The 265-nt window shown below is 35.8% G+C and carries 1 protein-coding gene; it reads right to left on the bottom strand.

Going from position 1 to position 265, the window contains the following annotated elements:
• Positions 1 to 265, bottom strand: a 265-nt coding sequence (locus tag FC80_RS09370; protein ID WP_157055587.1) for a LysM peptidoglycan-binding domain-containing protein, incomplete at both ends; no start/stop codon positions are given.

Genomic DNA, 265 nt, shown 5'->3' with positions numbered 1-265 from the left:
TGAACTAGAACTAGTTGAAGAAGAGTTATTAGAACTAGAACTACTGTTATTAGAACTAGAAGAATCAGAGACCTTAAGAGATTGTCCAACGTAAATAGTATCAGACGAAAGACTATTCCAGCTCTTCAAGTTTGCAACAGAGATACCGTACTTATTAGCAATCGCCCACAAAGAATCGCCGGATTTAACAGTATAGCTAGAAGAAGTGTTGCTAGTTGAACTAGAACTAGTTGAAGAAGAGTTATTAGAACTAGAACTACTGTTA

It is taken from the genome of Liquorilactobacillus cacaonum DSM 21116, from assembly GCF_001436735.1.
GTDB classification, from domain to species: domain Bacteria; phylum Bacillota; class Bacilli; order Lactobacillales; family Lactobacillaceae; genus Liquorilactobacillus; species Liquorilactobacillus cacaonum.
The sequence above is the reverse complement of the archived record's forward strand: the minus strand, read 5'-3'. Positions and strand labels throughout refer to the sequence as shown.